Raw genomic sequence first — 24,661 nt, forward strand, 5'->3', positions numbered from 1 at the left:
CATCGATGAAGTGCTGGATCCTCCCAGGCAGATTCTCCGGGATGTGATGAGTGGATACGGTGTGCTGCGCCATGCGCTGCCTCCTGTGGATCGGGACTCGCTGCTCTGAGGGGACAGATCAGCGCTGCTTGTGCTCGCTCTGGTACGCGTGGAGCGAATCGAGCGTCGCCAGGCGGTGCCGACGCGCCGCGAGCTCGATCTCGAGCGCCTCGGCGCCGGACTCGATGAGGGTGAGGATGTGCTCGTGCTCGTCCACGGACTCCCGGGCACGGCCGGGCACGAAGCTGAAGGTGGAGTCGCGGAGTACGGTCAGCCGGTTCCAGCCGCGGTGCACGAGGTCCAGGATGTGCGGGTTCGGGCACTCCTCGTACAGCACCGCGTGGAACTCCTGGTTCAGCTGCGTGAAGCGGTGCGGAATGAAGTCGTCGAGGCACGCGATCATCTCGCGGTTGATCTCGCGGGCCCGCCGGAGGTGGTCGTCGGTGATCAGTGGCGCTGACAGCCGCGTCGCCGCACCCTCCACGAGAGCGAGCGTCTCCATCGTGTACGTGTACTCGGCCTCCTGCAGCAGGGCGACCTGGGCGCCGACGTTCTTCTCGAACGTGACCAGCCCTTCTGCCTCGAGCCGCCGGATCGCCTCGCGCACCGGGACCACGCTGATGCTGAGCTCGCCGGCGATCTGCCCGAGCACGAGACGGAACCCGGACACGTACCGGCCGTCGTCGATGCGCGCGCGCACGAACTCGTAGGCCAGCTGAGACTTGCTCGGCGCCGCCGCCTTCACTGCTGCGTCCGCCATGCGCGGTACCTTTCTCTCCACTCCGCATCCAAGGGGAACAGGCCCTCGACCCGGTTGCCCGCGGCGACCTGCTCCGCGATGAACTCTTCTTCGCGCTCCTGCTCGATCGCGTCGGCGACCACCTCGGCCACGAGCGACGGCGGGATGACGAGCAGGCCGTCCGCATCGCCCACGATCACGTCGCCCGGCTGCACGGTTGCGCCGCCGCAGGCGATGGTGACGTCGGTGTCCCAGGGCACGTGCTTGCGGCCGAGCACAGCGGGATGCGGACCGGCCGAGTAGGTCGGGATGTCGAGGGCCGCGACGACCGCGAGGTCGCGAACGCCGCCGTCGGTCACGATCCCTGCCGCGCCGTTGACCTGCGCGCGCAGGGCGAGAACGTCGCCGACGGTCCCGCTGCCACGCTCACCGCGGGCCTCGATGACGAGCACTTCGCCTCGCCCGACGGCGTCGAAGGCGCGCTTCTGCGCGTTGTACCCTCCGCCGTGGGACGCGAACAGGTCCTCGCGATTCGGGACGAAACGCAGCGTGCGCGCGGTGCCGACGACCTTGGCGGCCGGACGGGTGGAGGTGAGGCCGTCGATGGAGACGTTGTTCAGGCCGCGCTTGCGGAGCTGCGAACTGAGGGTCGCCGTGGAAAGGGAGGCGAGCGCTTCCCGCAGCTCATCCGTGAGTCCTGCTGGCGTTAACTCGGTGGCGGGCTCCACCGCCCACGCCTCCGCTCGCTGCGTCTCGTCCACACTGGGCTTCGACCCGAAGTCGCCGAACGGGATGCTGCCCTCGGTGATGCGGGTCAGCAGCCGGCCGGTGCTCGGTGCGCCCGGCGCTGCCGGCGCATCCACCTCGACCTCGACGGTGTCTCCCGGTTGCGTGACCGAGGAGCCGGCCGGGGTCCCCGTGAGGATGACGTCCCCTGGCTCCAGGGTCATCAGCTGTGACAGGTCTGCGATCAGGCGGCCGAACGGGAAGAGCAGATCGTCCGTGGTGCCCTCCTGGACGAGCTGGCCGTTGAGCCAGGTCCGCACGCGAAGGGCGTCCGGGTCGAGGTCGGCCGCAGGGAGGATGTCCGGCCCGAGCGGGGTGAAGCCGTCGCCGCCCTTGGAGCGGACGTTCGATCCCTTGTCGGCTGTGCGCAGGTCGTAAAGCCCGAAATCGTTCGCGGCGGTCAGGCCGGAGACTGCGGCCCAGCCGTCCTCCGGCGAGACCCGGCGCGTCGGGCGGCCGATGATCAGCGCGATCTCGCCCTCGAAGGCGAGCAGTTCGGTGCCGGCGGGGCGCTCCAGCTCATCGCCGCTCGCAGCGATGGAGGAGGACGGCTTCAAGAAGTACGACGGCTGCGCCGGGGTCCGGCCGCGTTGCGCTGCGCGCGAGCCGTAGTTCAGGTGCACGGCGATGATCTTTCCGGGCCGCGCGCTACCGGAGAACAGGCTAGGGGCGCTCATGGCGACTCCAGATCGTCGGTTTGCACATCGTCGGGCTCCTCATCGTCGCGGACCGGTCGGAAAGGGCATATTTGGAATCGTATACGATGCCGTCGGATGCGGCAACGTCAGTAGGCCGTCGCGCCGGTAGGGCCGGAGGGCTCGGAAGCGTCGGCCAGGAAGCGGTCGGCCAGCGCCTCCGACGCGCGTGCCAGGAGGGTGACATCCGCGCCCACGAGGACGAACGCCGCACCTGCCGCGACATAGCGATCCGCGGTGGCCGGGTCGAACGCGTTCACCCCGACCGGCGTTCCCGCGGAGCGACCGGCCTCGATCACGCTCTCCACCGCAGCGACCACGTCCGGGTGGTTCTGCTGTCCGAGCATGCCCATCGAGGCGGCGAGGTCCGCCGGGCCGACGAGCACCGCATCCACGCCGTCCACGGCCGCGATATCTGCGGCGGCTGCGATGCCGTCGGCGGTTTCGATCTGTACCGTCAGCGAGACGAGGTCGTGGGCGCGGGCGAGGTAGTCCGGTATGCGGCTCCACCGGGATGAGCGGGCCAGGGCGCTCCCCACGCCGCGAACGCCGTGCGGCGGATAGCGGACCGCGCGCACCATCGCCTCGGCGTGGGCGATGCTGTCGACCATCGGCACCAGGATGTTCTGAGCGCCCAGGTCGAGGAGCTGCTTGAGCACGACCGGCTCACCGATCGGAGCGCGCACGATCGGCACGGCCGGGTACGGGGCGATCGCCTGCAGCTGGGCGAGGATCGACTCCAGGCCGATGGGGGAGTGCTCGCCGTCCACGAGGACGATGTCCAGTCCGCTGCCGGCGCAGATCTCCGCCACCAGCGGACTACCGGCGCACGACCACATCCCGTACAAGGTGCGGTCGGCGCTCCGGAGCCGGTCGGCGAAGGTCGGCGTCGGCTCTAGCTGAATCGGCATGTGATCGCTCCCAGGGTTCCGTAGTCGGCGTGGATGGTGTCGCCGCGCTCCACCCACAACGGGCGGGTGAAGGAGCCGGCCAGGACGATGTCGCCGGCCTCCAGGCGTGTGCCGTGCTGGGCGAGCTTGTTGGCGAGCCACGCGACGCCGGTCGCAGGATGGTCGAGCACCGCCGCAGCGAGGCCGGACTCCTCGATCGTCTCGTTGCGGTACAGCAGGGCGCCGACCCAGCGCAGGTCGACCGCATCCACCGCCACCGGCCGGCCGCCGACGACCATGCCGCCCATCGCGGCGTTGTCCGCGATGGTGTCGACGATGGTGCGTCCGGGCAGCTCGATGCGCGAGGAGAGGATCTCGAGCGCCGGGACGACGTACTGCGTCGCGCTCAGCACGTCGAACAAAGTGATATCTGGACCGGTGAGCGACTCCGCCAGGACGAACGCGAGCTCCACCTCGATGCGGACATTGGAGTACTGGTCGAACGGGATGACGGATCCCGTCTCGTACACCATGTCGGCGAAGATGGCGCCATAGTCCGGCTCGGTGATCCCGGTCGCCTGCTGCATCACCTTCGACGTCAGGCCGATCTTGCGTCCGACGAGGCGGCGACCCGCCGCGATGCCCTGCTCGACCCACACCTTCTGCACCGCGTACGAGTCCTCGACGGTCATCTCCGGGTGGCGGGTGGTCAGCAAGGGGACCGTCGCACGGTCGCGGGCGGCTGCCGCGAGCTCGTCGGCGATGGCCTGGATGGTCGGACGGTCGAGCACGGAGGGCTCCCTTCGGCGTCGGAGGCGGGACAGGTCCCGAATTGGATCGTATATCTTCCCGTACACCCGCGCCATCCATGCTAATGTACCTACGTAGCTACATTCACTGGGAGGCGAGATGGCGATCGTGACCGCACGCGACTTCAATCAGGATGTCTCCGCCGCGAAGCGGAGCGCCGCGACCGAACCGCTGATCATCACCGATCGCGGCGAGCCCTCCTTCGTCCTGCTGACCTTCGCCGAGTACGAGCGGCTCTCGGGACCGCTGCGCAACGTCGTGGAACTGCTTCGACAGGATGAGCGGGGCGATTTCGATGTGGAGTTCCCGCGTGCCACCATCCAGGCCAGGGACTTCGACCTGTGAAGTGGCTGCTCGACACCATGGTCCTCTCGGCCACACGTCGACCCGACCGAGCGGACCCGGGTGTCGTCTCGTGGCTGGAGGCTCAGAACCCGTACTCGCTGTACCTCTCGGCGATCACCGTGTTCGAGATCGAGCTCGGCGCCGCGCGCAAAGAACGCACCGATCCCGAACAGGGTGCCGACCTCCGGCGGTGGATCGACGACGTGTACATGATCTTCTCGGAGCGCATCCTGCCCGTCGACCATGAGGTGGCCGGGATCGCTGCGGCGTATCACGTGCCCGATCCGCGGCCGGAACGCGATGCCTTGATCGCGGCGACGGCCGAGGTCGGAAAACTCGCCGTGGTGACGCGCAATGTCCGCGACTTCGAGACCTTCGGCGTCCCGCTCTTCAGTCCCTGGGAGACGACGGCCGGCTCTCGTTCGTCACTGCGACGCGCGTAAGGAGCTCGCGACGCTCGCCCTTGGTGACCGCACGGGCATCCCGCTCGGGCCGGATCACGAAGCCGAGCAGGCGGCCTCCCCGATCCGGGGCTTCGCCGGGAGGCCGGCGGACGCCGACGCCCTCTGCAGCTGACCATCCCGGCTGGCTCGCGCTCAGCCGGCTCGCGCTCAGCCGGCTCGCGCTCAGCCGGCTCGCGCTCAGCCGGCGATGAAGCGGATGAGGTGGGGTGCGACGGCTTCGCCCGAGATGTCGTGCGTCTGGCCGGCGACCAGTTCGAAGACGCCGTCCTGGGCGCCGGAGGCGACTCCTTCGGCGCCCACGCGCAGGAAGCCGGGGGACTGCTCGCCGGCGAGGCCCAGCACGGGCACCGTCACGGCCTGCAGCAGTTCGTCCGGGACGCGGCTGTCGCCCATCGCGGCGTCGTCGTACGCGAGGGTCGGCGCGAGTGCGAGGGAGGCCTCCCAGGAGGGCGCGTTCCGCATCCCCTGGATGCCCTCCTCCGGAACGCCCACGCGGCGGAGGAACAGCTCGACGGCGCCCGCGCGGTCACCCGTCCCGAGTGCGGCCTGCAGGTCGCGCGTGTACGCCTCGGCCGACGACAGCATGGGGTCGGGCAGGAAGGGCGGCTCGTACACCGCGACGCGGGACACCCGGTCGGGTCCGAGGCCGGCCGCCGCCGCCAGTGCGAGCGCGCCGCCCGACGACATCCCGAACAGGGCAGCGGGACCTCCCGCCGCGTCGATCACCGCGCCGAGGTCCTCGATCTCCCGAGCCACAGCGTCGGCGCGGGAGGACGGATCGGCGAGGCGGTCGCTGCTCTCGCCCCGGCCACGCCGGTCGTACAGCACGACGGTGAGGCGGTCACGCAGTGCGGCGGCGATCGCCCGCATCGGCCCTGCGTCGCGGAAGCACATCGCGCCGTCCACCAGGACCACCACCGGTCCCGACCCCTCCATCTCGAACGCGATGCTGCTGCCGTCGGACGAAGTGACCGTGCTCATGGCACGCCAGCGTACCCCCTCCCCGCTTTCCCGCCCTTCCCCTGGCCGCCCTTTCCCCTTGCCGAGGTGCTCGTTGTTGCTGTCGACACGCCGAGCGCCGGTGCAACAACGAGCACCTCGGCGATGGGAGGCGAGCCCCGGCGCAGGGGGAGGGGCGTGCGCGCGCTTGCCGTTGGCGCCCCTGGCGGCAGCGCCGCGCGGCTCAGCGCCCCGCGGCTCAGCGCCCCTGGCGCCGGCGCACTCCGAACCCGATCAGCACACCGCCGCCGACGGCCACCAGGACCCCGGCGCCGCGGGCAAGCCACTGCACGTCCCCGGCCGCCGCGTCCACAAGCAGGGGACCGCCCAGTCCGACCACGACGAGCGCGATCCCGAGGATGAAGAACCACGGCGATCCGTTCGTCCGCTCGACCATGTACCGAGCCTACGGGAGGACGCGAAACATACAGCGGGATTGAAGTAGGCGCCGGTAACGTTGAAGCCCGTATGCGCACCGAACCTCTCGACACCGCCGCTCTGCGGGCGGACTTCCCGATCCTCTCCCGGGAGGTGAACGGCCACCCCTTCGTCTACCTGGACTCCGGGGCGACCTCGCAGAAGCCGCGCCAGGTGCTCGACGCCGAGCGTGCGTTCGCCGAGCGGTACACCTCCGCCGTGCACCGCGGCGCCCACACCGTGGCGGGGGAGGCGACCGAGCTGTTCGAGGAGGCCCGCGCTCGGGTGGCCGGCTTCGTCGGCGCGCAGCCGGACGAGCTCGTCTGGACCTCCAATGCCACCGAGGGCATCAACCTGCTCGCCTATGGGATGTCGAACGCATCGCTGGGACGGGGTGGCGCCGCCGCGGAACGCTTCCGTCTCGGCCCGGGCGACGAGCTCGTCGTGACGGAGTCGGAGCACCACGCCAACCTCATCCCCTGGCAAGAGCTCGCGGCGCGCACCGGTGCGACGCTCCGCGTGATCGGCCTCACCGACGACGGGCTGCTGCGCCTGGATGAGGCGGCCGAGCTGATCGGGCCGCGCACCCGGGTGGTCGCCTTCGCACACGTCTCCAACGTCCTCGGCGGGATCAATCCTGTCGCCGAGCTGGCCGCGCTGGCTCACGAGCACGGCGCCCTCGTCGTGCTCGACGCCTGCCAGTCCGTCCCGCACCTGCCCGTCGACTTCCCGGCGCTCGACGTCGACTTCGCCGTGTTCTCGGGCCACAAGATGCTGGGTCCGACCGGCGTCGGCGCCCTCTACGGCCGCAGCGAACTGCTGAACGCGCTGCCGCCGTTCCTCACCGGCGGTTCCATGATCACGCAGGTGACCCTCGAAGGCGCCGAGTACCTCCCGGCGCCACAGCGCTTCGAGGCGGGCACGCAGCGCGTGTCGCAGGCCGTCGCGCTGGCGGCCGCCGTGGACTATCTGGATGCCGTCGGCATGCCGGCGATCCAGGCGCATGAGGAGGCGCTCGGCGAGAGGCTCCTCGCCGGCCTGGGCGAGCTCGAAGGGGTGCGCATCCTCGGTCCCGGTGCGGGCATCCCGCGCGTCGGCCTCGCCAGCGTCGTCGTCGACGGCATCCACGCGCACGATGTCGGCCAGTTCCTGGACGATCGCGGCATCGCGGTCCGCGTCGGGCACCATTGCGCCCAACCCGTGCACCGCCGCTTCGGTGCAACGGCAAGCACGCGTATCAGCACGTACCTCTACAACACCGCAGACGAAGTGGATGCGGCGGTCGCCGCGATCGCGGACGCCCGCGTCTTCTTCGGCGCGGCCACGGGGGCCGCCCGATGAGCGACCTGCAGAACCTCTACCAGCAGGTCATCCTCGACCATGCGCGCGAGAAGCACGGCTACGGCATCGCGGGCGACGAGGCCGCGAGCTCCCGCCAGTTCAACCCGACCTGCGGCGACGAAGTCACCGTCGGGGTGCGCACCTCAGCCGACGGCCGCATCCATTCGATCGGCTGGGAGGGTCACGGATGCTCGATCTCGACCGCCTCGGCCTCCCTGCTGAGCGACTTGGTGCATGACGCCGACCGTGCCCGGCTGGCGGACTCCATCGCCGCATTCCGTGAGCTGATGCACTCGAAGGGTGCGCTGGAGGGAGACGAAGAGTTGCTCGGCGACGCCGTCGCGCTGGCCGGCGTTTCCAAGTACGTCACGCGGGTGAAGTGCGCGATGCTGCCGTGGGTGGCTTTGGAGGACGCGCTCCTCAAGTCCGCCTGAGGCCGCCCCTCCACCCTCGACGCTGCCCGCCCCTCTACGCGGTGCCCGGCGCGCCTTCCGCTCCTCGGCGCGTCCCTCCGCTCCTCGGCGCGGTCCTCCGCTCCTCGGCGCGCCCCTCCGCTCCTCCGCGCGGTCCCCGGTGCGCCTTTCCCTGCGCCGAGGTGCTCGTTGTTGCAGACGACACGCCGAACGCCGGTGCAACAACGAGCACCTCGGCGAAGGACGGAGCACCTCGGCGAAGGATGGAGCACCTCGGCGAAGGGTGCGAGCGCTTGCGGCCGGCCGTCACGGCACGGGGGCCAGGTCGACCTCGTCCGCTATCGCTTCAAGTGCGGACGGGAGCGACGGGAACGTCGTCCCGTACACCAGCCCGGATGGGCCTGCGGCCGTCCACGCCTCCCCGCCCTTACTGACCCGCCCCACGAGGTAGCGCCGATGGCCGCCCCGGGCCTGCCGCTGCGCGAGCGGCAGCGTGAGCGGGAACGCGTAGACGTCGCCCTGCGGGCTGGCGACCAGCTCCCAGCGGGCGCGGCCCGGGCTGAACTTGCTCGTGAAGATGCGGGACATGATCGATCGTTTCTACCGCGCCGGCACGTACCGCTGCCAGGAACATGACGACCTGTTGCGAAAGCCTTCGCCGCGTTACGCACCGGATCCACCCTAGGCGCCGACCTAGGCTGGAGGGATGAGCCTGCCCCGCATCGACACGGTCGTCACCTACCCCGACGGCGACCTCACCTCCACTGGCGCCGTCGTCCACGTCGAGCCGCTCCCGGACGGACGCGCCGCCGTCCTCCTGGACCGGACGGCCTTGCACCCCGTCGACCCGGTGTGGCCGGATCAGCCCGCGGACGTCGGCACCCTGTTCGTCGGCGACCGGTCGTACGCCGTGGTGGACGCTGTCGTCGGGACCACCGATGGCACCGTGCTGCACGTCGGCGACGCGCCGGTGCGAACCGGGACAGAGGGCTGGGCGTTCGTCGTATGTCACCTCGTGGAGGACGCTGGGGGGATCGAACCGGGCGCGGCGGCCGTCGTGCGGGTCGATCCCGAGCGCAGGCGAGCGCTTTCGGCCGGGCACACGGCCTGCCACCTCGCCTCGCTCGCGCTGAACGATGCGTTGTCCGGCCTGTGGACGAAGGATGTGCCTGTGGATGGACGAGGCCGTCCGAACTTCGACCAGCTGGCCATCGTGAGCTCCCGCATCCTCGAAGCCGGCTCGGTGGACGAGTACCGGATCGGCAAAAGCCTCCGGAAGAAGGGATTCGCCGCGGCGGACCTCGCGGGCCTACGGGAAGAGGCGTCCGCCGCCGTGGACCGCATCCTCGCAGCGTGGATCGGGAGTGGCGCACCGGTCTCGATCGTCCGCGATCCCGGCGCCTTCGGCCTCGGCGACCGCCGTCGCTGGTGTGCTGAGTTGCCCGACGGCACGGTCGAGATCCCGTGCGGTGGGACGCACCTCCGGTCGCTGTCCGAGCTGTCGGCCGCGGAAGTCCGGCTCGAGCTCGCCGAGACGGAGGGTGCGCTCGCCCTTACGATGCGGACGACGGTCCACCTCGCCTGAGCAAAGGCTTACCGGTTCGCGCCTATGAACGTCTCAGTGCGGCAGGAACGACAGGGCGACGGCGATCACGCCGAGCGCACCGGCGAGGCCCCACCCTGCGCGCACGAACCGCGCCGTGTTCACCTCGCGCGCGATCGCGTCGAACCGCTCGAGGGTGCCCGGGCGCGACTCCACGGCTCGCCACGTCGCCGGGTCGTCGAACAGCTGCGCTGCGCGAGCGACCGTGTCCGCATCCAGACCCGCCGGCCGTCGCGACAACCAGCGGACGAGGGTTTCCGCCCTCAGCACTGTCGCGTGCGCCGGGTGCTGCCGGAAGCGCACCTCCTTGGCGCCGACCACCGCGATGACCGGATGCACGCGCGTCTTGATACCGGCGCGCAGCAGCAGGCCGCGCACCCGCGATGCCTCGAGATCCGCGTTCCGCAGGTACGGCTGCTTCACGCCGTTGACGAGGATCGACCGCTCGTACACCGTGAGCCGTGCCCCGCGGTGATGCTTCGTATTGACGACGAACACGCCGCCGGGACCGACGACGAGATGGTCGACATCCGCCTCCCCGGAACCGACCGGAACCGCATGGAAGGCACTCCACCCACGCGGCAGGCGCGCCAGCGCTGCGCCGACCTCGCGCTCGCCCAGAGCCCCTGCGAACCAGGGATGCGCCTCAGCGGGAAGCGGATCGGCCCCGAACGCGCGAGCCAGCGCCGAACGGCCCGGAAACGCCTCGCGGAGTCGCACCACGTGCTCCATCACGGCTACGCCGGGGGCGCGATCGCGCATCCGCTCTGAACTCACAGGCCAAACGTATCGAGCGCGGTCACCCGCCCCCAGTCCCCGCCCGGGGACAGTTCTGCCTGCCTACCCCTGACCGGGTGACCCCTTCGTGCGGGGTAGGTCATCGTCCGACGGCACACGCTCCGCGAGGGACTCGTTGCGCTCGCTCACGGTCTCCAGCCTGTCGGTGTTCGTTTCGCCGAGGTCGCTGACGGCATCCGCAAGCTCGTCCGCGTCGCGCGGCTGGTCCGGGTCGCGCGGCTCGTCCGCATCCCGCGGCTGGTCCGCGTCGCGCAGTTCTTCCGTGTCATCCGGTCGATCACTCATGCCCGGCACTGTACGCTTCCGGCCGGTCCGCTCACGGCGCCGTGCGCATCCATCTGAGGCTTCATCGGCTTCACCACCAGCGGCGGAGACGCGCTAGCATGCGTCGCATGAGCCGCATCGAAACCGGAATCGTGTCCTACACCCTCTCCGGCGACTACTACGCACGCGTCGGCGCCGACTTCGACACCGAGGCCGTCGACGACGCCATCCTGGCCGAGCTCAACGGGACGCTGCCGCGCGGCATCGTCGTCGAGCGGAGCGGGCGAGTGCTCGCCGACGAGGATGTCGCCGACGAGGCCCGCTCGATCGACTGGGAGGCGCTGCTGCGGCGGATCGACGTGGACCAGATCCTCGCCGAGCACGGCCGCTGACGGCGGTCAGAGCTCCAGGGAGTCGCCCGGCTCCAGCGGGTAGTGCGTTCCGCCGTTCTGCTCGGTCGCCCACTTCAGTCGCGCGTTCGACATGTCCTTGCCGGCCCGCGAGAGCACCATCTCGTGCATGGGGATGCTCCGCTTGGGCTTGAGGGCGAGCACGTAGTCGATCACCTCGGCGATCTTCATCCAGGGCGCACCTGCCGGTGCCGCGAGCAGATCGACCTCCACGCCCTCCGGCTCGGCGAACGAATCGCCCGCGTAGTAGAGGGTGTCGTTCACGAGGACGCCGACATTGTCGACCACCGGGATGCTCGAGTGGATGACGGCGTGCTTCCCCCCGAAGAACCGGAGCGTGAAGGGTCCCGCCTCGATGGTGTCGCCGGGGTGCACGACCGTGACGTCGAAGCCGGATGCTGCCGCGGCGACACCCTCCGGCCCGTAGATCTTCGCCTCGGGAGACAGCTCGAGCACCCGGTTCAGCTGCTCGGGCGTCCAGTGATCGGGATGCTCGTGCGTGATGACCACGGCCACCGCGCCGGCCGTGTCGGTGAGCGGCGACGTGAAGGCGCCCGGGTCGATGAACAGCTTCGCGCCGCGCTCTTCGAGCTCCAGGCCGGAATGTTCGAACTTCGTGAGTCTCATGTCCTTAGGAAATACCGGATGGGATGAGGAGTGCAAGCGCGCGCTTGAGGAATATACCCCTAGGGGGTACCGTTTCGATTGACATGGGCGAGAAGAACACGCCGACAGCCCTCGACCCGAACGCCTCGCATCACCAGCACCACGACCCACACGCGGGACACGATGCTCATGCCGGGCACGACGCTCACGCAGGGCACGAGGCACACGGCGGCCACGACCACTCCGCACACGCCGGCCACGATCCGGCCATCTTCCGCCGGAAGTTCTGGCTGACGCTGGTCCTCACCATTCCGGCGCTGGTCTTCTCACCGGGACTCCAGGGCATCCTCGGCCTGGCCGGTCCGAGGTTCCCCGGCAGCCAGTACATCCCCGCCGTGTTCGGCGTCGCGATCTTCTTCTACGGCGGCCTCGTCTTCCTCCGCGGCGCCGTCGATGAGCTGCGCGCCAAGCAGCCCGGGATGATGACTCTCATCTCGCTGGCGATCGTGGTCGCGTTCGGCTACAGCGTCGCCGTGACGTTCGGCCTGCCCGGGATGGACTTCTGGTGGGAGCTCGCCACCCTCATCGTGATCATGCTGCTCGGTCACTGGATCGAGATGTCCGCTGTGATGGGGGCTCAGGATGCACTGGGCGAGCTGGCCAAGCTCCTGCCGGACACCGCTGAGAGGCTTCCGGACATCCACGCCGAGCCGCAGGCCGTGGCCGTCGCCGACCTGAGAGTGGGCGACCTGGTGCGCGTCCGTCCCGGCTCGGCGGTCCCAGCCGATGGCGAGATCGTGGATGGGCGGAGCGAGCTCGACGAGTCACTGCTGACCGGCGAGTCCAAGCCGGTGACGCGCGGGCCGGGGGAGCAGGTGGTGGCCGGCAGCATCTCGGGCAGCGGGTCGCTCGTCGTCCGGGTCACCCGGACCGGGGGCGATACCGCCCTGGCCGGCATCATGAAGCTCGTCTCCGAGGCTCAGGCGAGCAAGTCGGGCACGCAGGTGCTCGCCGACCGCGCCGCCGCGTGGCTGTTCTATGTCGCGCTCGCCGTCGCCATCGTCACGCTGGTCGTGTGGCTGATCCTCCGCCCCAGCGATCCGGCGTTCATCCTCGAGCGTGTGGTGACCGTCCTGATCATCGCCTGCCCGCACGCGCTGGGGCTCGCCATCCCGCTGGTCGCCCAGATCTCCACATCGATCGGGGCCCGGAAAGGCCTGCTCATCCGCGACCGCCACGCGATGGAGGACGCACGGAACATCGACGTGGTCCTCTTCGACAAGACCGGCACGCTGACCGAAGGCCGCCAGGGGGTCGTTACAGTAGTGGCGGAGAAGGGGGACGAGGATGCGCTCCTCGCCCTCGCCGCGGCCGTGGAGGCACCCGCTGAGCACCCGATCGGCGCAGCCATCGTCCGCGAGGCACGACGGCGGGGACTCCCGGTCCCGCCGGTGCGCGACTTCGAAGCGCTCGGTGGGCGCGGTGCATCCGCCGTCGTGGAGGGCGAGCCGGTCACGGTCGGCGCTCCGCGCCTCCTCGCCGAACGCCGCCTGACGGCGGGCAGTGCTGTCCGCGAGGCGGCCGATCGCGCTGCGGCGGCCGGCCAGACCGTCGTCCACGTCCTCCGTGGGGACCAGGTGTCCGGCATGGTCGCGCTGGCCGACGTGATCCGTCCCGAATCGCGGGAGGCGGTCCGTTCGCTGCGCGAGCGCGGCGTCCGCGTCGCCATGCTCACCGGGGATTCCGGCGCCGTGGCGGACGCGGTCGCGGGCGAGTTGGGCATCGACGAGGTGTTCGCGGAAGTGCTGCCGGGGGACAAGTCCGGCACCGTGGCGCGGCTGCAGTCCGACGGTTCGCGGGTGGCGATGGTCGGGGACGGCGTCAACGACGCTCCGGCGTTGGCGCAGGCGGACGTCGGCATCGCGATCGGCGCCGGGACGGACGTGGCCATCGAGTCCGCCGGCGTGGTTCTCGCTTCCAGCGACCCGCGAGGCGTCTCGGCGGTGATAGCGCTGTCGCGCGCCACCTACCGCAAGATGCTTCAGAACCTCGCCTGGGCCACCGGCTACAACGTGGTCGCGCTCCCTCTGGCGGCCGGTGTCGCCATCGGTCTCGGCATCCTCGTGTCGCCGGCCGTGGGCGCTGTGCTCATGTCGGTCTCGACGATCGTCGTAGCGGTCAACGCCCAGCTCCTGCGCCGGCTGCGCCTCTGACGCCGGCCCGCTGCTGACGCCGGCCCGCCGCAAGCCCCTGCGTCGGCCGTCGTGTGTCATCATCGGCACTGTGACCGGAACTTCGCTGGCCGTGGTCGTCGCGGTCAACCCGATGGCGTCCTTCGGCCACCGTCGCGAGGTGGGCCCGCGCACGGTCGAACGCCTCCGCGAGGCCGGTCATCGTGTCGTGGTGATGGACGAGGCGAATCTCGAGCTGCTCCGGCGCGAGACCGCCCGGGCGCTGGACGCCGGCGCGGACGCACTCGTCGTCGTGGGCGGAGACGGGATGGCGAACCTCGGCATCGACCTCGTCGCGGGACGTCGCGTCCCGCTCGGAATCGTGCCGAGCGGAACCGGGAACGACCTGGCCGACGGCCTGGGCCTCCCCGTCCGCGACACGGAGGCGGCCATCGCCTTCCTGCTGGATGCGCTTCAGCGGGAGCCGCGCACGATCGACGCGGGCACCATCCGTCACGGCGAACTCACGACGTGGTTCGGTTGCGTCGTCTCGGCCGGTTTCGACGCCACGGTGAACGAGCGCGCCAACCTGATGACGCGTCCCCGGGGACGCAGCCGCTACATCATCGCCCTGTTGCGGGAGCTCGCGACGCTGGCGCCTCGCCCGTACCGCATCCACGCCGACGGCCGCCTGATCGAAGTGGATGCGATGCTCGTCTCGGTGGCCAACAACCGGTCGCTCGGCGGCGGCATGCTGATCGTGCCCGACGCGGACCTGGCCGACGGCCGTCTCGATCTCTTCATCGTCGAGCGGATGTCGCCGCTCCGTTTCCTGCGCATGTTCCCGAAGGTGTTCCGGGGTGAGCACACCAGTCTGCCCGAGGTCAGCATCCTGCCGGTGAGCAGCGTCCGCATCGAAGCGGAGGATGTCGTCGCCTACGCCGACGGGGAGCGGATCGGCCCGCTCCCGATCGAGGTCACGGTCGTTCCCGGGTCGCTGCGCGTGCTCGCCTGAGAGCGCGCGCCTTCGCGTCGAAGGTGCACGACGACGCGCCCGGGAAGACGGCGCCGTTTTGGTAGCCTCACCCCATCTGTGGCATGATTTTCTAGTTGCAAGAACGGCCCCATCGTTTAGCGGCCTAGGACGTCGCCCTCTCACGGCGGTAACGCGGGTTCAAATCCCGCTGGGGTCACATCAGCCCGCTTCCCTTGATTGTCAAGGGAAGCGGGCTTTTTTCTTCGTCGGCCGTCGGTGGAGAAACCGGGTTCGTGGCAACACTTTGGCAACATTCGACTTCATAGCTGCGTCATCCAGTGCGATGGCAACGGCGTCCAGGCCATCCTCGAAGAGGTCGGCGTAAACATCGAGGGTGATGCTGATTGGGATCCGCGCACCGTGCCACGAAATGGCCTACTAACCTGACGGCATGTCCAACTACTCCGCGGAAGCCCCGAGGCAACGCTTGATGTCCTCGGAACGGAGTGGGTGGCCACGGAAGACGTGATTGTCGACATCAGAGGGGGCTGGCGCAGTAAGAAGAGACGAATCCCCGTCCATTTCCTCGATTGGACGATCAATGGCGTCGCGCTCCGCTCTCATCTCCGAATGCCCGACGGCAGCGTCGTAGACGAGCGAACAGAAATGGTACGCGGGACGGAAGGCCGTGCGCATCCCGTCGAAAGCCTACGCGCGTTGCTCGATGGGTATCAGCCGAACGACAAGACGTGGGTGCGCTTTGCCGACGGTCGCACGGCGATCTTGTATTGCTCTCAGTGCGGGGATTTGGACTGCGCAACCATCAGCGCGCGGATCGACTTTGAGCACACGAAAGTCCGGTGGTCGAGCGTGGCATATCAAACAGGGCTGAGCGAGAAACCCGATTTCGAGGGGCTCGAGCCCGTCACGTTCACGTTTGCTCGGAAGCCTACGAATCGACGATCCACGAGCAGCTTCGGCGTTGGGGCGGCTAGTAGAGACTATCGCTGCGGCACTTCTCGAGCTTCCGCGAGTTCACTAGGTCTCAGCGGTTTGGTCTCGAGATCGCCGGCTCAGGCCTTGCCGGCTCAGTCCCGTTCGCGCAGACAACGAGTTCCCGCCTTCGCCTGCCTCTCGAAGCTTGACGATCAACTCGTCTCGCTCGCGGATCGCGGTGTCTTGTTCGCGGCGGAGTCGCTCGATGGTTCGCGAGACCTCACCAAGCCGATGGAGGGCGTCGACGCGCGTGCCCCAGTTAGTCTCCAGCTCCAACATCCGCGTCGGCGGCGTGCCGCTGTGCGGCCTCTCGCTGGCGGTCCTCAGCATGCCGTACGGCAGCCGCGTCGTGTGCTTGGCGTTGTCGCGCGTAGGACGCTGCGCGCCGGTTCGCCTTGCTCGAATTCCCCCGATTTGCCATGCAACAGGGTTTACAAGCCACCCCTGTCATTCACTGGGCTGCCGAAGAGCCTCACTTAAGGTGCCTGCGTGCATTGCCCTCTGTCACTCTCGTCTTGCCTTGAGCATTCGTCTCCTTGTCTTGGCTCGTATGGTCTTTTCTGCTGGGTTCGTCGTCTGCTACATCTCCTTGATCATTGGTTCACTCGTTCTGTCTCGGATTCGTGTCCTCCGAAAGGACGCCTTGTGAGTGCGCTAGGTTCGCGACGTGAACGCTTCTGAGCCGGGGAGCTTGCCCGTATGGCGATCGTGAGCGGAGGGATCTTCTCTGAGCATGGGGCCGCTCTCGAAGCGCACAAGATTATTTCGCGGGAGATCTCGCGATTTGCGCCTCCCGAAAGCGAGGACGACTACGTCGTCGACATCGCGTTCATCACCGGGCGGAACTACGGCCCCGACGAATTCCCGTTGGGAGCTTCGGCGGGTCCTGTAGGTCGGACGCAGCGGCGTTTCATCGTGTGGCATCGCCTTCCGGAGGGCCTCGAAGATCCGAGCGAGGTCCGAGCCTGGTTCGCGACGGAGCTCGTTGAGACAGAGTCACTCGTGCGCGATTATCTTCCGCGCAGGTCGAAGGCCTATCCCGCCTCAGCGCTTGCGGGCGAGATTCGTGCTCTGCGAGAGATGCTTGGTTCTGCAACCGCAGCGACAGGTCGACCCCGCGCCCGCCATGACTCGACCTAGAGAGGTGGTCATGCACTTACTGGATCCCGGAACCATCATCCCCAATCTCACAGTGCTGGAAGGCGTCTCAATCGACCAGGCCGCTGAGACGGTCGACATCAAGCCATCGACGGCCCGGGTTCGGCTACAGCTAGCACGAGTACGCCTGCGCGCGGACCTCCACGACCTCAACCCCGCACCGCTCCCCGCCGAAGGGATCAGCTGATGAACGATGCCAACAGCTTTCCTGGCGGCACCACCGTCTTACCGATCGGGAAAGCTGTCATCGTCACGCATACCGGCACGGCGACCCTCCACCTGGGGCATGCCGCGAACGGAGCGAACTCCGTAATCCTCGACGTCACCTGCATGAGCGACACCGGAAATGTCTCGGTCCCCTCGGAGAGCGGATTCGTACAAGACGCCTCCGGCAAGGTCACGCCGCTTATCGGCGTGACCGGGTGGAACTGTGCTCAGCGCTCCACGACCGTGCATATCAAAGACGGCTTTCTCGCTCCCGGCAGCACATCAATTACCATCACGGCCGACCCGGGCACGAGCTGGAAGGCGATAGCCCAATACGCCGGCTCGACTACGAGCGATTGGGGCGTGAATGCTCACGACCAGACATATGGTGCCCCCAATGCGAAGAATGGGTTCCCTGATCTTCAAGGGGCGCAGGCCACGAACGGGAAACGCGGCTTCATCTACGTGAAGGAGTTCGGCGCCTTCAGAGGCATCGGATGCATCAGCGTCTACCAGTCGGACGGGGCCACGGTGATCGGCAAGTTCGGGATCGGCACCGTCACCTGCGATGCGGACTCAACCAAAACCGACCCTGACTACGAGGAAACCTTCCCTACTGAGGCTCCTGTCTCTGGCGACGGGCAAGCCGATCGAGGTAGTACGTCGTCGAGTAACGAGCCGCCCCGCCGCACCGACCCGTAGCCGGTTAAGAAGGCGCCGCCCTTCGGATTGACGTTCCGTCGCGTGACGGTGTCGAAGACTTGGAGCTGCCACGCTTTGGCGGATCTGTTAACGGGGCATACGACGGCTATGTTTCAGAGGTGGCTAGGGAAGAACGCACCGAGGGCGCGGCGGCATCCGAACGCACTGCCGTGCAGGACCCGACCGAGTCCTGGAGACGACTGGCTCCCAACTACGAGCAGGCCCGGAGCAAAGAGGACTCGCTCGATCAACTCGTGGAGTGGCCGGCGCAGCGCGACATGCTCGGCCCCGTCTCTGGGTGCTCGGTCCTCGATCTTGGTTGCGGGAACGGCGGGAAGCTCATCGAGCTGATGCGAGACGGTGCTGTCGATTCCGTCGGCGTAGACATCAGCGGCAACTTCCTCGCCGCGCCGCCCGGTTTGCAGCTCGTCCCGGGCAACCTGTCCGAGCTCGGGTCGATCGCGGAGCTTACAGGCCGAGAGTTCGACCGAATAATGTTCCTTCAGTCCTTCGGGTACGCGTCCGACCCAGAGCGCACGTTGAGCGCTGCGCGGGCGATGCTCGCCACGGACGGCTTCATCCTGCTGACCAGGACGCAACCCGTCCGGTACGCCCTCGAACGCGCCGAGCAAAACGGCACCTCCCTCGGCGAGGAGTACTTCACCAGCGCGCCTACTTTCTCGTATCGCACCGGCTGGAACGACCAGATCGCTCTCACCAAACGCCCGTACACGATGTCGGGGCTGATCAACACCTTCAGTGCCGCAGGGCTCTGGATCGAGGCCGCCGTCGAGCCGCAGCTGCCCGAGGACATCGCGCAGCGCTTCCCTCACAAGCAGGAGTGGATGAACAAGTACCTCGGGATCCTGATCTTCAAGCTCCGTCCGCTGCCCGGCCCGTGATCCTCTCCCGCGGCTCTTCGTAAAGTACGTCCGCGCGGCTACGCGGTGCGTAGCGCATTGCGAAGTCGCGCTCGTTCGGGGTCCAGACTTCGCGCCAGAGGGTCTCATGGTCACGGCCGAGCTGCCTGTCTCTCGCGATGCCGCGCTCTGCAGCGGTGTCGAGATCGACGTTGCACCACACCGTGATGTCGATGCTGGGCAATGCTTCCGGGTGGAACAGACCGATGAGGTCGACGATGAGGACGTCGGTTTCCGGCACGGGTTCCGCCTCCCCGAGCGTTCCTTTTACCCAGTCGAATCGGCGGAAGTGCCCAGGCTGTCGAAGTCGCACGGGCGTCAGGACTTCTGACACCAAGCGCTGGCGCTCCACCCCATCCCAATCGGTGGAGCGCTCGTGCGACCGGACGGGGTCCAGGAAGTCGTCGCCGCGCATGCGCACGGCACCGGGTATCGCCTCCACGAGCTCACGGGCGAGGGTCGACTTACCCGAGCCGCCGAAGCCGAGACACCAACGATGAGCGGGCGCGATGAAGCGCTCCGTTCAGCACGGATGTGCTCGATCAGCGCGGTCCGATTCATGCAACCAGCCTAGGGAACGACCGCACGCCCTCGGTTAGCCGCCCCCGCTCGGTCCTTGTCGCCCGATCGGCTTGTTCGACAACGGGCGTCGAGCGAATTGCGGCCGGTCACGGCCACGCACGGGTCAGCAAATGCGTGAAGATCGATTCATGCGACGGTCGAGAGTTCACGTTTTGGGAGCCAGCGGCAGCGGCACGACGAGCCTCGGCCGGGCGCTGGCCGACTACTGGTCGGTTCCTCACGCGGACACGGACGACTACTACTGGGTGCCCACGAACCCTCCCTTCGTTCAGAAGCGACCGGAGGATGCGCGGCTGGCCCTGATGCGCGATGTGTTCGTCCCACGCGAAGCATGGGTCTTGTCCGGGTCGATGAGTGGCTGGGGAGACAGCATCGTCGCGGAGTGCGATGCCGTGGTGTTCTTGACGCTTGACCCGGAGGAGCGGCTACGGCGCCTTGAAGCGCGGGAGGCCCAACGTCGAGCCAGCAAAGAGTTCGATGAATTCGCGTGGTCGGAATTCCGGGACTGGGCCAGCGGCTACGACGACCCGGCGTTCGACGGCAGGAGCCGCATCGCCCATGAAGCATGGCTCAATGAGCTTGATCTACCGGTCCTGCGCCTGGACAGCGCGAAGTCTGTACTTGAGCTGCGCGACGCGGTCTTGAGTTGGGAACCTCGCTGAATCCACTCGCGCCCCCTGGAATGCGAAACGCCTGCGCGCAGGCGAGTTCACTTCCGGGCGAGCACGAAGCCCTGGCTGTGCTTCTCGGCTCTTCTAGGCGCGCGGGTGAGGGTGGTGTCGGTACTGAGCCCGGCTGCGGCCAGTGCCTCAATGACGGAGGGGGAGTCGTGGAGGAACGCCGTCAACTCGATCGGCTGCCCGTAGGGGTTCTTGATCGTCCGTTCCCCTCTTCCTTCTTGGTAGCCGAGCAGGAGGACACCCCCGGGCCGCAGCACGCGCCGGAACTCGGCGAAGATCCTCTTCAGCGCGTGCGGGGGAGTGTGGCTGATGGAGTACCAGGCGAGGACACCGTCGAAGGTGCCGTCGGTGTAGGGGAGGGCGGCGAAGTCCGCCTGGACCAGATCCACGTCGACTTCGAGCTTCTTCACTTCGGCGAGCATGTTGGCGGACAAGTCAGTTCCTGCGAGTGTCAGCGACGCATCCTTACCCCGTAGGTAGGTGAGCATGCGTCCGGTGCCACAGCCAGCGTCCAAGACCGCTGATGCGTCAGGTAGTTGCGCGACGAAATGATCGATCATCGCCAGATCGATTCCCGCTTCGAAACTGGTGTCCGGGAGGCTCTCCGCGTAGGCCGAGGCAGCGGCGTCGTATCCGGCGCGGGTCTGTGCGGCAAGTCGATCGTCCATACGTTCAGGGTAGGTACCGATGGAGCCGGTTGGATGGAGCGTTCGCCAGTGTCACGGGCAAGAATTCGCGCCGGGCCCTACCGTTCACGATACTCAGACCCCGGCGAACTCAACCGATCGCTACTTGGGCGTTGAGCGGGAGTGAGTTGTGGACGTTCGCATCCAGGTCGAGAACGTCAGCGTCGTCAGCAACACGCGGTCAGCCAGCGATCGTTCCGCGGGTCTCATCGCCGACACAGCCCGTCCGAAGCGCGGTCGATCAAGGGCACCGATTGCGATCGCAATCCGGCCGCGGGTTCTCGTTGCGTTCTGCTTCAATCGGTGGATGAGTGCGAAATCGTTCAGAGCCGTACCGAAGGCTGTACCGGGAGATCGGGTCGCGGTGCTCTCGCCGGCCTTCGCGGCACCTGCTGTCTCGGCGGTTCTGCACGAGCAGGCGATGCGACGGCTGACCGAGGCAACGGGCCTGATCCCCGTCGAGTACCCGACCACGCGGCAACTCGGAGCGAGTGCGGAGGCACGCGCTGCGGATGTCATCGCGGCCTTCGCCGACCCGAGCATTCGCGCGGTGCTGGCCACGATCGGCGGCGACGACCAGGTGACCGTCATCCCGCACATCGACGCTGACGTCCTCGCCGCCAACCCGAAGCCGTTCCTCGGCTACAGCGACAACACGAACCTGCACAACCTGCTCTGGAGTCTCGGCGTTCCGAGCTTCTACGGCGGCTCCACCCAAGTGCACCTCGGTCCTGGCCCACATCTGGATGACGTTCATCGGCGTTCTCTGCGTGCCGCTCTGCTCGACGGTGGCAGTCTGGAGCTCACCGAACCCGGTGAATCCGAGGACTTCGGACGGTCCTGGGACGACCCGCGCGCGCTCACGGAGTTCGGCGACCGCGAGGCCACCGAGCCGTGGGCGTGGGCCGGGCCGAGTAAGACCGTCTCGGGTCGCAGCTGGGGCGGCTGCATCGAGGTCATCGACCAGATCGCTGTGGCAGGTCGGATGCCCTCCGCCGCCGACCTGGACGGCGCGATCCTGCTGCTGGAGACCAGTGAGGAGACACCGTCTGCGGATCAGGTGAAGCGCTGGGTGCGTGCCCTCGGTGAGCGAGGCGTGCTCGAGGCCATCGCCAGCGTACTGGTCGCCCGGCCGCCTGTGAGCGAACTGCACTCGCCGGTGCCCTCCGCGGCAGAGCGCGCCGAGCTGCGGGCGGCTCAGCGGGACATCGTCATCGAGCAGATCGGCCGGTACAACTCCGACGCGGTCGTTTGCGTCGGCGTGCCCTTCGGCCACACGCGGCCCCAGTGGATCATTCCCCACGGCGGCACCATCACCCTCGATGGTGCGACTCATTCCGTCGTCGCCGACTACGGGCCTCCCGTGGAAGGCCGTTCCCCAGCTCTTCGCTGAAGGGTGGTCACAGACTTCGCGTGGTGAAGTTGGCCATCATGGCCATGTCCTCGTGTTCGAGGTTGTGGCAGTGGAAGACGTATTTTCCGGCGTAGCCGTCGAACTTGATCGCTATGGATGCCTCTTCGGCGGGACGGAGGTCGATGGTGTCCTTCCAGCCGGCGTCGAATGGGCCGGGTCCTCCGATGCCGCGAGAGAGCACCTGGAAAGGGTTCAGGTGGATGTGCACGGGATGGTGAAAATCGGCGATCAGGCGCCAGACCTCTACTGTGCCGAGTCGCGGAGACGCGGAGATGTTGTCGGGGCTGAATGGCTGCCCGTCGATGAGCCATCCTTTCGTGTGGCCGACGTCGCCCGATCGGAAACGGAAGGTGCGCGTGATGACGGACTGTGCGGCCGTCAGTGTTTCGATCGTGGAGAGTTTGTCGGGCACGGTGAACGGGTCATCGATCTTTTCTCCGATGACGAAGCGCATCACCTGGGACATGTTGGCGTCGCCGAAATCGTTGACAAGTGTCACACGTGTTCCGGGCTTGAAGGTTGAGAAGTCAATGATGAGGTCCACCCGCTGGGCGGGTGCGAGCTCAAAATGTTCTTGGCGGATCGGTGCCGCGAGGAGACCCCCGTCAGTGCCGATTTGAGTCAACGCCCCTTTGGGTTGAGGGTCGAGACGCAGGTCGAGCCGTCGAGCGTTGCACGCGTTGACGATACGGAGCCGGTATTTGGCGCCGTCGACTTTCGCGACCGGCCAGGGGGTCCCGTTGACGAGCATGACATCACCGAGGACCCCTGCCACGAAGGCGTCGGTGACTCCTGGTGTGGTCATCAAGGTCTCATCGACGCTCGGATAGGCGAGTGAGCCGTCTGCAGCGAAGCTCCGGTCGGTGATCATCAGCGGAAGCTCCCGCGGGCCCGAAGGGAGCCCGAGGGCGTCTTCCTCTTCGTCGCGGACGAAGTGGATCCCGGCGAGTCCGCGCCACACGCTGGGGCCGGTGAAGTCCATCCGGTGATCGTGGTACCAGAGCATCGCCGCACGCTGATCAAGCGGGTAGGCATAGGCGCGGTGACCATCGCTTGTGTCTCCCGCTATCGCGCCTCCCATATCCATGTGATCCATGCTCGTGTGCTGCTTCATATAGGACCGGTCTACCGGGAAGACGTAGTCGATCGGATATCCGTCGCTGTCGTGGGGTGTTCGGCCGGCGTGAAGATGGACGACGGTGGGCACAGGCAGATTGTTGGTGTGCGTCACGACGGATGTGCGGGCGCGTCGGCTATTGATCGTGGGCCCGGGAAAGATTCCGTTGTAACCCCAGATCGCGGTCTTGACGTCGGGCAGGATGGAGGCCATCGCCGCGGTCTGCGTGATGTCGTAGTAGTCCGCATCCCTGTCGCTGCGTGTGGGCTGAAGCACGGGCGGAGTACGGAACGGCAGCGTGAACGGCTGGGGGAGCGGTCGACCGCTTCGAAGCAGATTACCGGTGGAACTCGAGCCATCGGCACCCTGGAAAAACGGGATCCCGATGCCCAGCCCGACTCCGGCGACGAGGCCGGCGCCGATGAACCCACGACGGCTGAACTCGACCCGGTCGCCCTTCCCTGTCACGATCGCCGCCAAGCCCACACGGCGAGACCGACCGCGAGCACGATGGTCGCGACGCCCAGCGGCACATGCAGCGAGATCGCCCTGGCAAAACCCAGAACGATCTGCAGCGCGATAAGCCCGAAGATGCCGATCGAAGCCAGGATCGGCCACCACGGTCCCCGGCCCGGCCAGCGCACCAGCACCGCCGCGACCGCAGAGATCAGCACAGAGATCCCGGCGTACGTCGCATTCTCCCGGTGCGCGTGCAAGGAGTCGTATGTTCCGTCCAAGAACTGACCCGCGAAGACCGCCTGATTGAACAACATGACCGCAGCGACCGTGCTGGTGATGCGGAATACCCATGAGGGCCAGCCAGGCACGGGTCTGCGTGCCGTAGCCGCAGCCGTTTCTGATCGTGTCGTCATTCGCCCCCCCAATAGATTCAGATGAATCGGATTCAAGTGAATCTAACATAGAATGGGGGAATGCCGAAACCACGCGGAGTGAACCTCAACCTCGGGTTACTGCTCCGTCAAGCGCACCGAAGAGCCGCCGGATCGCTCAATACCGCCCTGTCCGAGCTCGGTCTGACCGGCCGGCACTTCGGCGTGATGATGCTTCTGCGACGCGCCGGCGTCTCCACTCAACGGGACCTCATCCGCCAGACCGGCAGCGACAAGGCCGGAATGGTCCGAACCGTCGAGGATCTGCAGAATCTCGGCTACCTCAGCCGCACGCAGTCCGCCACTGACAGACGAGTTGCCGACCTCACTCTGACAAGCAAAGGAATCGATGCCTTCGACGCGGCACAGCGGTTGGCCTCCGGGGCTGCAGAAGACCTCTTCGGGTCATTCACCCAGGGGGAGCTGGAGATCCTTGAAGCCCTGCTGACCAAGTTCGTCGCCTCACCCGAGACGATTGGCGAATCCGGACCCGAACGCGGCGGCTCGACGGGGCAGAGTGCCGAACGGTCCTAGTGTCCGCTC

At 67.7% G+C, this 24,661-nt stretch carries 29 protein-coding genes and 1 tRNA gene; 16 read left to right on the forward strand and 14 right to left on the reverse strand.

All coding sequences use genetic code 11. The annotated features are described in order from the left end of the window. Positions 1-118: 118 nt before the first annotated feature. From ACPYOG_RS01080 to hpaH, 4 genes are all read right to left on the reverse strand, one after another. Positions 119-799 carry a GntR family transcriptional regulator gene (locus ACPYOG_RS01080; protein WP_481292413.1) on the reverse strand — a complete coding sequence of 227 codons (681 nt, stop codon included), beginning with the start codon at positions 797-799 and terminating at the stop codon, positions 119-121. Beyond that, positions 781-2,241 carry a fumarylacetoacetate hydrolase family protein gene (locus ACPYOG_RS01085; RefSeq protein WP_481292414.1) on the reverse strand — a complete coding sequence of 487 codons (1,461 nt, stop codon included), beginning with the start codon at positions 2,239-2,241 and terminating at the stop codon, positions 781-783. Before ACPYOG_RS01085 ends, ACPYOG_RS01080 begins: the two co-directional genes overlap by 19 nt. A gap of 107 nt (positions 2,242-2,348) precedes the next feature. Beyond that, positions 2,349-3,170, reverse strand: coding sequence for an aldolase/citrate lyase family protein (locus ACPYOG_RS01090; RefSeq protein WP_481292415.1), 822 nt, complete (start codon positions 3,168-3,170; stop codon positions 2,349-2,351). Next, on the reverse strand, positions 3,155-3,940 hold the full coding sequence (gene hpaH / locus ACPYOG_RS01095) for a 2-oxo-hept-4-ene-1,7-dioate hydratase (RefSeq protein WP_481292416.1): 786 nt from the start codon (positions 3,938-3,940) through the stop codon (positions 3,155-3,157). The genes ACPYOG_RS01090 and hpaH overlap by 16 nt, the downstream gene beginning before the upstream one ends. Before the next feature lie 118 nt (positions 3,941-4,058). Between hpaH and ACPYOG_RS01100 the strand changes: the two genes are divergently transcribed. Further along, the gene (locus ACPYOG_RS01100) at positions 4,059-4,304 is read left to right on the forward strand and encodes a type II toxin-antitoxin system Phd/YefM family antitoxin (RefSeq protein WP_481292417.1); all 246 of its coding nucleotides are present in this window, start codon (positions 4,059-4,061) and stop codon (positions 4,302-4,304) included. Beyond that, positions 4,301-4,747, forward strand: coding sequence for a PIN domain-containing protein (locus ACPYOG_RS01105; RefSeq protein ID WP_481292418.1), 447 nt, complete (start codon positions 4,301-4,303; stop codon positions 4,745-4,747). Before ACPYOG_RS01100 ends, ACPYOG_RS01105 begins: the two co-directional genes overlap by 4 nt. Before the next feature lie 198 nt (positions 4,748-4,945). On the opposite strand, the gene ACPYOG_RS01110 is transcribed toward ACPYOG_RS01105, so the two are convergent. Further along, on the reverse strand, positions 4,946-5,749 hold the full coding sequence (locus ACPYOG_RS01110) for an alpha/beta fold hydrolase (protein WP_481292419.1): 804 nt from the start codon (positions 5,747-5,749) through the stop codon (positions 4,946-4,948). 217 nt (positions 5,750-5,966) lie between these two features. Further along, positions 5,967-6,164: a hypothetical protein gene (locus tag ACPYOG_RS01115; protein WP_481292420.1), complete on the reverse strand. Its 198-nt coding sequence runs from the start codon at positions 6,162-6,164 to the stop codon at positions 5,967-5,969. Between the two features lie 71 nt (positions 6,165-6,235). Here ACPYOG_RS01115 and ACPYOG_RS01120 point away from each other — a divergent pair, with 71 nt between their 5' ends. After that, on the forward strand, positions 6,236-7,525 hold the full coding sequence (locus ACPYOG_RS01120) for a SufS family cysteine desulfurase (protein WP_481292421.1): 1,290 nt from the start codon (positions 6,236-6,238) through the stop codon (positions 7,523-7,525). After that, positions 7,522-7,959: a Fe-S cluster assembly sulfur transfer protein SufU gene (sufU, locus tag ACPYOG_RS01125; RefSeq protein ID WP_481292422.1), complete on the forward strand. Its 438-nt coding sequence runs from the start codon at positions 7,522-7,524 to the stop codon at positions 7,957-7,959. The genes ACPYOG_RS01120 and sufU overlap by 4 nt, the downstream gene beginning before the upstream one ends. Before the next feature lie 285 nt (positions 7,960-8,244). Here the strand turns inward: sufU and ACPYOG_RS01130 are convergent, their stop codons facing one another. Then, the gene (locus tag ACPYOG_RS01130) at positions 8,245-8,526 is read right to left on the reverse strand and encodes a hypothetical protein (RefSeq protein WP_481292423.1); all 282 of its coding nucleotides are present in this window, start codon (positions 8,524-8,526) and stop codon (positions 8,245-8,247) included. A 118-nt stretch (positions 8,527-8,644) separates the two neighbouring features. On the opposite strand from ACPYOG_RS01130, the gene ACPYOG_RS01135 reads away from it, so the two are divergent. Further along, positions 8,645-9,523, forward strand: coding sequence for an alanyl-tRNA editing protein (locus tag ACPYOG_RS01135; RefSeq protein ID WP_481292424.1), 879 nt, complete (start codon positions 8,645-8,647; stop codon positions 9,521-9,523). A gap of 33 nt (positions 9,524-9,556) precedes the next feature. Here the strand turns inward: ACPYOG_RS01135 and ACPYOG_RS01140 are convergent, their stop codons facing one another. Both ACPYOG_RS01140 and ACPYOG_RS01145 read right to left on the reverse strand, forming a co-directional pair. After that, positions 9,557-10,318, reverse strand: a complete 762-nt coding sequence (locus ACPYOG_RS01140) for a nuclease-related domain-containing protein (protein WP_481292425.1) — start codon at positions 10,316-10,318, stop codon at positions 9,557-9,559. Between the two features lie 63 nt (positions 10,319-10,381). Then, entirely contained in the window at positions 10,382-10,624 is a 243-nt protein-coding gene (locus ACPYOG_RS01145) for a hypothetical protein (RefSeq protein ID WP_481292426.1), read from the reverse strand. A gap of 107 nt (positions 10,625-10,731) precedes the next feature. Here ACPYOG_RS01145 and ACPYOG_RS01150 point away from each other — a divergent pair, with 107 nt between their 5' ends. Continuing rightward, positions 10,732-10,995, forward strand: coding sequence for a hypothetical protein (locus tag ACPYOG_RS01150; RefSeq protein WP_481292427.1), 264 nt, complete (start codon positions 10,732-10,734; stop codon positions 10,993-10,995). Between the two features lie 6 nt (positions 10,996-11,001). Here ACPYOG_RS01150 and ACPYOG_RS01155 read toward each other — a convergent pair whose 3' ends face one another. Further along, entirely contained in the window at positions 11,002-11,640 is a 639-nt protein-coding gene (locus ACPYOG_RS01155) for an MBL fold metallo-hydrolase (protein ID WP_481292428.1), read from the reverse strand. Positions 11,641-11,723: 83 nt separating this feature from the next. On the opposite strand from ACPYOG_RS01155, the gene ACPYOG_RS01160 reads away from it, so the two are divergent. From ACPYOG_RS01160 to ACPYOG_RS01190, 7 genes are all read left to right on the forward strand, one after another. Further along, positions 11,724-13,832, forward strand: a complete 2,109-nt coding sequence (locus ACPYOG_RS01160) for a heavy metal translocating P-type ATPase (protein ID WP_481292429.1) — start codon at positions 11,724-11,726, stop codon at positions 13,830-13,832. 70 nt (positions 13,833-13,902) lie between these two features. Beyond that, positions 13,903-14,805 carry a diacylglycerol kinase family protein gene (locus ACPYOG_RS01165; protein WP_481292430.1) on the forward strand — a complete coding sequence of 301 codons (903 nt, stop codon included), beginning with the start codon at positions 13,903-13,905 and terminating at the stop codon, positions 14,803-14,805. 105 nt (positions 14,806-14,910) lie between these two features. Continuing rightward, positions 14,911-14,983: transfer RNA gene (locus ACPYOG_RS01170), tRNA-Glu, on the forward strand. A 1,478-nt stretch (positions 14,984-16,461) separates the two neighbouring features. Then, positions 16,462-16,902 carry a hypothetical protein gene (locus ACPYOG_RS01175; RefSeq protein ID WP_481292431.1) on the forward strand — a complete coding sequence of 147 codons (441 nt, stop codon included), beginning with the start codon at positions 16,462-16,464 and terminating at the stop codon, positions 16,900-16,902. Between the two features lie 10 nt (positions 16,903-16,912). Then, on the forward strand, positions 16,913-17,107 hold the full coding sequence (locus ACPYOG_RS01180) for a hypothetical protein (RefSeq protein WP_481292432.1): 195 nt from the start codon (positions 16,913-16,915) through the stop codon (positions 17,105-17,107). Beyond that, complete coding sequence (locus tag ACPYOG_RS01185; protein WP_481292433.1) at positions 17,107-17,829, forward strand: hypothetical protein; 723 nt, start codon at positions 17,107-17,109, stop codon at positions 17,827-17,829. Before ACPYOG_RS01180 ends, ACPYOG_RS01185 begins: the two co-directional genes overlap by 1 nt. A gap of 119 nt (positions 17,830-17,948) precedes the next feature. Then, positions 17,949-18,731, forward strand: a complete 783-nt coding sequence (locus ACPYOG_RS01190) for a class I SAM-dependent methyltransferase (RefSeq protein ID WP_481292434.1) — start codon at positions 17,949-17,951, stop codon at positions 18,729-18,731. Here the strand turns inward: ACPYOG_RS01190 and ACPYOG_RS01195 are convergent. Then, a complete protein-coding gene (locus ACPYOG_RS01195) occupies positions 18,703-19,191 on the reverse strand; it encodes a uridine kinase family protein (protein ID WP_481292435.1) in 489 nt (162 codons plus the stop codon). The two genes, ACPYOG_RS01190 and ACPYOG_RS01195, sit on opposite strands and share 29 nt — an antisense overlap. Positions 19,192-19,459: 268 nt before the next feature. On the opposite strand from ACPYOG_RS01195, the gene ACPYOG_RS01200 reads away from it, so the two are divergent. Beyond that, the gene (locus ACPYOG_RS01200) at positions 19,460-19,993 is read left to right on the forward strand and encodes a P-loop NTPase family protein (protein WP_481292503.1); all 534 of its coding nucleotides are present in this window, start codon (positions 19,460-19,462) and stop codon (positions 19,991-19,993) included. Positions 19,994-20,040: 47 nt separating this feature from the next. Here the strand turns inward: ACPYOG_RS01200 and ACPYOG_RS01205 are convergent, their stop codons facing one another. Further along, positions 20,041-20,679 (reverse strand): class I SAM-dependent DNA methyltransferase, encoded by a 639-nt coding sequence (locus tag ACPYOG_RS01205; RefSeq protein WP_481292436.1) that lies wholly within the window; start codon positions 20,677-20,679, stop codon positions 20,041-20,043. Positions 20,680-21,004: 325 nt separating this feature from the next. Between ACPYOG_RS01205 and ACPYOG_RS01210 the strand changes: the two genes are divergently transcribed. Beyond that, a complete protein-coding gene (locus ACPYOG_RS01210) occupies positions 21,005-22,090 on the forward strand; it encodes a S66 family peptidase (RefSeq protein WP_481292437.1) in 1,086 nt (361 codons plus the stop codon). Positions 22,091-22,097: 7 nt separating this feature from the next. Here ACPYOG_RS01210 and ACPYOG_RS01215 read toward each other — a convergent pair whose 3' ends face one another. Both ACPYOG_RS01215 and ACPYOG_RS01220 read right to left on the reverse strand, forming a co-directional pair. Continuing rightward, complete coding sequence (locus tag ACPYOG_RS01215; protein WP_481292438.1) at positions 22,098-23,708, reverse strand: multicopper oxidase family protein; 1,611 nt, start codon at positions 23,706-23,708, stop codon at positions 22,098-22,100. Further along, positions 23,693-24,001 carry a hypothetical protein gene (locus ACPYOG_RS01220; RefSeq protein ID WP_481292439.1) on the reverse strand — a complete coding sequence of 103 codons (309 nt, stop codon included), beginning with the start codon at positions 23,999-24,001 and terminating at the stop codon, positions 23,693-23,695. Before ACPYOG_RS01220 ends, ACPYOG_RS01215 begins: the two co-directional genes overlap by 16 nt. Before the next feature lie 177 nt (positions 24,002-24,178). Here ACPYOG_RS01220 and ACPYOG_RS01225 point away from each other — a divergent pair, with 177 nt between their 5' ends. Continuing rightward, complete coding sequence (locus tag ACPYOG_RS01225) at positions 24,179-24,652, forward strand: MarR family winged helix-turn-helix transcriptional regulator (protein WP_481292440.1); 474 nt, start codon at positions 24,179-24,181, stop codon at positions 24,650-24,652. The last annotated feature ends 9 nt before the right edge of the window (positions 24,653-24,661 follow it).

The organism is Leifsonia sp. HAY1-4F (genome assembly GCF_056755275.1).

Excerpts from the sequence above, each read along its gene's own strand:
- ACPYOG_RS01080 (WP_481292413.1), bottom strand. The coding sequence starts at position 799 with ATGGCGGACGCAGCAGTGAAGGCGGCGGCGCCGAGCAAGTCTCAGCTG.
- ACPYOG_RS01085 (WP_481292414.1), bottom strand. The coding sequence starts at position 2,241 with ATGAGCGCCCCTAGCCTGTTCTCCGGTAGCGCGCGGCCCGGAAAGATC.
- ACPYOG_RS01090 (WP_481292415.1), bottom strand. The coding sequence starts at position 3,170 with ATGCCGATTCAGCTAGAGCCGACGCCGACCTTCGCCGACCGGCTCCGG.
- ACPYOG_RS01100 (WP_481292417.1), top strand. The coding sequence starts at position 4,059 with ATGGCGATCGTGACCGCACGCGACTTCAATCAGGATGTCTCCGCCGCG.
- ACPYOG_RS01110 (WP_481292419.1), bottom strand. The coding sequence starts at position 5,749 with ATGAGCACGGTCACTTCGTCCGACGGCAGCAGCATCGCGTTCGAGATG.
- ACPYOG_RS01115 (WP_481292420.1), bottom strand. The coding sequence starts at position 6,164 with ATGGTCGAGCGGACGAACGGATCGCCGTGGTTCTTCATCCTCGGGATC.
- ACPYOG_RS01120 (WP_481292421.1), top strand. The coding sequence starts at position 6,236 with ATGCGCACCGAACCTCTCGACACCGCCGCTCTGCGGGCGGACTTCCCG.
- sufU (WP_481292422.1), top strand. The coding sequence starts at position 7,522 with ATGAGCGACCTGCAGAACCTCTACCAGCAGGTCATCCTCGACCATGCG.
- ACPYOG_RS01130 (WP_481292423.1), bottom strand. The coding sequence starts at position 8,526 with ATGTCCCGCATCTTCACGAGCAAGTTCAGCCCGGGCCGCGCCCGCTGG.
- ACPYOG_RS01135 (WP_481292424.1), top strand. The coding sequence starts at position 8,645 with ATGAGCCTGCCCCGCATCGACACGGTCGTCACCTACCCCGACGGCGAC.
- ACPYOG_RS01145 (WP_481292426.1), bottom strand. The coding sequence starts at position 10,624 with ATGAGTGATCGACCGGATGACACGGAAGAACTGCGCGACGCGGACCAG.
- ACPYOG_RS01150 (WP_481292427.1), top strand. The coding sequence starts at position 10,732 with ATGAGCCGCATCGAAACCGGAATCGTGTCCTACACCCTCTCCGGCGAC.
- ACPYOG_RS01155 (WP_481292428.1), bottom strand. The coding sequence starts at position 11,640 with ATGAGACTCACGAAGTTCGAACATTCCGGCCTGGAGCTCGAAGAGCGC.
- ACPYOG_RS01160 (WP_481292429.1), top strand. The coding sequence starts at position 11,724 with ATGGGCGAGAAGAACACGCCGACAGCCCTCGACCCGAACGCCTCGCAT.
- ACPYOG_RS01175 (WP_481292431.1), top strand. The coding sequence starts at position 16,462 with ATGGCGATCGTGAGCGGAGGGATCTTCTCTGAGCATGGGGCCGCTCTC.
- ACPYOG_RS01180 (WP_481292432.1), top strand. The coding sequence starts at position 16,913 with ATGCACTTACTGGATCCCGGAACCATCATCCCCAATCTCACAGTGCTG.
- ACPYOG_RS01185 (WP_481292433.1), top strand. The coding sequence starts at position 17,107 with ATGAACGATGCCAACAGCTTTCCTGGCGGCACCACCGTCTTACCGATC.
- ACPYOG_RS01200 (WP_481292503.1), top strand. The coding sequence starts at position 19,460 with ATGCGACGGTCGAGAGTTCACGTTTTGGGAGCCAGCGGCAGCGGCACG.
- ACPYOG_RS01205 (WP_481292436.1), bottom strand. The coding sequence starts at position 20,679 with ATGGACGATCGACTTGCCGCACAGACCCGCGCCGGATACGACGCCGCT.
- ACPYOG_RS01210 (WP_481292437.1), top strand. The coding sequence starts at position 21,005 with ATGAGTGCGAAATCGTTCAGAGCCGTACCGAAGGCTGTACCGGGAGAT.
- ACPYOG_RS01220 (WP_481292439.1), bottom strand. The coding sequence starts at position 24,001 with ATGTTGTTCAATCAGGCGGTCTTCGCGGGTCAGTTCTTGGACGGAACA.